This window comes from Burkholderia aenigmatica (assembly GCF_902499175.1).
In the GTDB taxonomy this organism is placed as follows: Bacteria; Pseudomonadota; Gammaproteobacteria; order Burkholderiales; family Burkholderiaceae; genus Burkholderia; species Burkholderia aenigmatica.
This window is the reverse complement of the sequence record NZ_CABVQC010000135.1, coordinates 1-4,228: the sequence shown is the minus strand read 5'-3', so window position 1 is coordinate 4,228 and position 4,228 is coordinate 1. Positions and strand designations below refer to the sequence as shown.

Below are 4,228 nucleotides of genomic sequence, written 5' to 3'. Positions count from 1 at the left end.
CGTTCGTTTGATCCCTTGTTGCACTTGGCACCTCTTCGCTTCGGCGAAAAAGTGTCAACCTATTTCAGGACGGGTCAGCCGTATGAAAAAAGCCGGGGCATCTTGAGATGCCCCGGCTTTTTTGCGTCTGTCGATGTCGCTGCGCCGTATCAGGACTTCTTCGCGGCTTTCTTCTTCACGACCTTCTTCTGGCCGCTCGACTTTTTCGTTGCGACGGCCTTCTTGCTGCCGGTGCGGCTCGATGCCTTGACCTTGCCTCGGTGCGACTTGCCCTTGAATTTCTTCGTCGAGGATGAGGAGCGCTCGACGCGCGGCTTCAGCGGCGGAACCGGGTCGTTCCAGCTGAACGCAAGCATTTGCTGACCGACGTAGCCGCATCGGAATTTCAGTGGCGTCGGGTCACTGCCGTCGCTGTGGATGCCGAGTCCGTCGACCGTGACGATATTGTCGACCTTCACGCGCTGCTTGCCTTGATCGAACGAGTCGTTCCAAGGCGTGATCGTCGCGTTGCCGCTGTCGAATGCGTTCGGCGCGAAGTCGACGCGGTCGAACGCCGACGACGTACTGGCGATGAAGCTGCCGTGCGCCGCACAATCGGCGGCGAGCGGATCGGCATGCATTTCGTTGACGAATTTGTTGATCAGTTCGGAGCGCTGGTCGAGCAGGTCGGCGAATGCCGGTGTCGGAAGCGCAAGCGACAGGCCCGCAATACAGGCTGCCAGCTTGCCGAGCGCCCGGAAAATCCGGAGCGACGCAGGAGAGCTGTCCATCTGGTTATTGGTGAGGAGCGAATGAGACATCGGGCACGTATAGATGTCCGATGAAGAACCGGAGTTCAATCTTAGCGTAAAAAAGTTGTGCGGCAGTAGATGTCGCATTCTGCCGCGCTGCACGAGGTACCGCCGGTACGTGATGACGGTGCCGCTACCAGTGGGTCAGGTCATTCAGGCGCGCGGGCCGCCGAGGCGATAGCGCCGGACGTCGAAGGTCGTGACCCATGCGGGGCGATAGACGGCGATGAGTGCCGTCGCCATGCCGGTGAACCACGCTTCGCCGAGTGCGAGCAGCGCAGTGTTCAGCAGGTAGCCGGCCGGAATCACGACGGGCACGCCATCCGCGAGTGCGAGCTGGACCCCGGCTGCGGCAGCGGCGACCGCGATGATCGCGATGGCCGGCGACAGGAATCCCTGGCCCGTGATGAACGACGCGAGATTGTGTGGCAACCATGCGAGCGCGGCGCGCTGCAGCAACGCCGACACGGCGACAGGCAGCGCGCCGTAGATCAGATAGGTCAGGCCAATACCCTGCCAAGGCGCGTCGAAGATGATCGCGGCGACCGCCGTGATGGCGCCCATCGCGATCAGTGCGAGTGTCCAGTCGAACAGTGTGACGAGCAGCGTCGCGCCAAGCAGATGCATGACGATGCCATCTTCGAGCCAGGCATTCGAGGCCCAGAGGACTGCAATGGCGGTCACGAGCGCGAGCCACACGTGCTGGAGCGTGGCGTCCTGCAGGCGCACGAAGGGACGATTCCAGATCGCGAGCGCGAGCAGGGCCACGGCGGCGATCCAGCCGCCGATGCCAACCCAGAGCGGAAGCGGTGTGAAAAGAAAACCCATGCGTCCATATTACTCGTTGAGCATCAAAGGTGGGAATCCGCACATACCGACCGTCGCAATATCGAGACTGTTTGCCTAGCGTTCGCGCCGGAACCGCGCTGGCGGCTCGGCGGCGAGCGGCAGGTCCTGTGCGCCGTCGATCGAGGCTGGCAACGGGTATGGCCGGTCATGCCGTTGCGGACGCAGCGGAACCGGGCCGTGTTCGCCGGTGGGCGGCTTGCGCGGGCGACTGCGGTTCGCCAGCAGCACCTCGAGATGGGGCGACAGCCAGCCGTTGTAGATCGCGACCGCGGCGGCGCGATTGGCGGCACCAAGCTGCTGGAAGATGCTGGCGAGGTGGATCTTGACGGTACCTTCGCTGATGCCGAGCGTGCGGGCGATCATCTTGTTCGTGCTGCCCATGTGGACGAAGCGCATGATCTGCGCTTGCCGCGGCGACAAGAGACCGCTCGGCGGGCGGCGGGGAAGCGATCCGGCGAGCGTCTGGAAATGGGCATCGTAGCGCGCCGCGGCGGTGGAAGGCAGCAGACGGAGCGCGATCGGCGGGATGTAGTGTCCGCCCAGCAGCACGATCTCGAGTGCACGCACGATCAGGTGCGGCCGCGTGGAGTGCGGGATCACGCCGGCAACACCATAGTTGAAGAAGCGCTGGATGGCTTCCGGCGATGTCTCGTCGACCAGGACGGCGACGGGTGTCGGCGAGCACGCGCTGCAGAGCGCCTGAAGCTCGCTGAGCCGGCCGACATCGAGCCAGTCGATCACGAGGAGGTCGAAACGTTGGTTGCGCAGCAGCCTGCGCGCCTGAAAACTGTCGGGCGCATCGTTGATGCTGGCGTGACGGTCGATCTGTCGCAACAGGGCCTTCAGTCCGTCACGCCGTTCGGCGTCTGAATTGAGCATCAGGAACCGCATATTCAACCTCCATAATGTGAGCCATTGATCTGCCGTCTGGCATGCCTTGGGTCTGATAATGACAAAGACCTTACACGATGTCTGCTTGGCTGAAAGGCTTAGGAAAAGTATGAAATTTCGGGCGGCGGGATGGCGGACAAGTAAAAAGCCGCTCCGGCGGGAACCGTGAGCGGCTTCAGGCGGGCAGGCCGTCAGGGCCTGCTGTGCTGCGGGTCAGTGGAAGTGCGGCTGGGCGGGTGACGCGTCTTCCGGCATTTCCGCGTGGACGATTTCGCCGAGCGGATCGGCGTAGAGCGGCACGCCGCAGTCATCGCAGTATTCGGGCTCGAAGCGGCCCGCGTGCCGCCGGACGTCGGTTACACCGCATTCCTTCAACAGGCTCACGATTTCCTCGAGCGGCCCTTCGATCGGTGCTTCGCCTTCGAGCGTCGCGCTGTCGATCGACACGTCGCCGTTTTCACGGCCGTAGAGCGGCCATACGACGCCGTAGATTACGTCGTTGCTGGCACGTCGCGTGAAGCCGACACGATACTCGTCGATACGGCGTTCGCCGAAGCCGGCGACCACCGCGCGCAGCTCTTGCGGTGCCGCACCAAGTGTGTCGAAAAGATAACGAATGGCGGTTCTGACCGTGTGCGGACGCACGCGTTCGTCCGCATCCCGGCAGGCCGAATAGTACGCGTCCGGAAGCAGGCATTCGAACTCGCAGCCGGGCAGGGCGATCGACAGGTTCGGGCCGCCCTGGGCGGTCCATTGCTCGAGGCACTGGCCACGTTCGATCCGGCTGCCGCCTTCTTCTTCCTGCCAGCGGAACAGCGGTGCGCCGGCGGGCGCAGCGACGACGGCGAGCAGGAAGCGCGGGTCGGCCAGGATCGGCGAGGTTTCCGGCAGGTCGCCGAAGCTGAGCTTGGGCGTGTGCTGGCTGATCGCTGCATGCGCGAGCTGCTGGGCCAGCCGGTAGGTCTCGACGTGGTGCCGCGGCAACTGATCGATGCTGTAGAGGAACGGAGCAAGCCCGACGAGGGTGCCGTTCGCCAGGACGTGAGCCTGCAGGTGCGTTCGCAGCGCATCGGCAACGTCACCCTTGAGCGGGCCCGACGGAATCATGTAGCGCGTCCATGCGAGAACCGGGACGGCGACCAGCAGTGCGTCGAACGGTTGGCCGTCGTGCTCGATCACCATCGACTCGCTGTGCGTCTCGGCCATGTCGGCGAGTGCGCCATAGGCATCGGGGTGATTCTGCTGAAGATGGTCGAGCGCTGCGTCGAGCGTGGTCTGGTTGCCGTTGCGGACAATCTTGGCGAGCAGCGCGTCGAGCTTCGCTTCCCAGAAGCGATCCTCGATGCGGCTACCCGAGGCGAAGAGCGCAAGCGACAGACCGACCAGTTTGTCGGCATCGGGGGGGAGGCGTTTGGCGATTCGCTGGCGCATATTAAAGACGTATATAGAAAGAGGCGAAGAACCTCACATTCTAGTCCGTTCTTTGCACCATAAGCGGTCTCGTGCCGACGCATGGCCGGCCGGCCGAATTGCAGCTTTTGTAAAAAAAGTTGCTTCAAACCCCTTGCGCGAATGCCGAGAGCTCCCTACAATAACGCCTCTTTCGCGCTAACGGAAACGCGGCGCGGAAGAGGGAAGCAAGGTTGGCGGTGTGCTGCAGTCTGGAGCGCGCCACTGGCCTGGAAGTTGAACCCCGC

General features: G+C 63.3%; 4 protein-coding genes. All 4 read right to left on the bottom strand.

Annotated features, from left to right (window positions below):
• Window positions 1–149: 149 nt before the first annotated feature.
• Window positions 150–800, bottom strand: coding sequence for a BspC domain-containing protein (locus BDO18943_RS42170; RefSeq protein WP_043188784.1), 651 nt, complete (start codon window positions 798–800; stop codon window positions 150–152).
• A 144-nt stretch (window positions 801–944) separates the two neighbouring features.
• Window positions 945–1,619 carry an energy-coupling factor ABC transporter permease gene (locus tag BDO18943_RS42165; protein WP_043188781.1) on the bottom strand — a complete coding sequence of 225 codons (675 nt, stop codon included), beginning with the start codon at window positions 1,617–1,619 and terminating at the stop codon, window positions 945–947.
• Between the two features lie 75 nt (window positions 1,620–1,694).
• A complete protein-coding gene (locus BDO18943_RS42160; RefSeq protein ID WP_175026699.1) occupies window positions 1,695–2,531 on the bottom strand; it encodes a response regulator transcription factor in 837 nt (278 codons plus the stop codon).
• Window positions 2,532–2,744: 213 nt separating this feature from the next.
• Window positions 2,745–3,962, bottom strand: a complete 1,218-nt coding sequence (locus tag BDO18943_RS42155) for a DUF2863 family protein (RefSeq protein ID WP_043188777.1) — start codon at window positions 3,960–3,962, stop codon at window positions 2,745–2,747.
• Window positions 3,963–4,228: the final 266 nt, after the last annotated feature.

Excerpts from the sequence above, each read along its gene's own strand:
- BDO18943_RS42170 (WP_043188784.1), bottom strand. The coding sequence starts at position 800 with ATGTCTCATTCGCTCCTCACCAATAACCAGATGGACAGCTCTCCTGCG.
- BDO18943_RS42165 (WP_043188781.1), bottom strand. The coding sequence starts at position 1,619 with ATGGGTTTTCTTTTCACACCGCTTCCGCTCTGGGTTGGCATCGGCGGC.
- BDO18943_RS42155 (WP_043188777.1), bottom strand. The coding sequence starts at position 3,962 with ATGCGCCAGCGAATCGCCAAACGCCTCCCCCCCGATGCCGACAAACTG.
- BDO18943_RS42160 (WP_175026699.1), bottom strand. The coding sequence starts at position 2,531 with ATGCGGTTCCTGATGCTCAATTCAGACGCCGAACGGCGTGACGGACTG.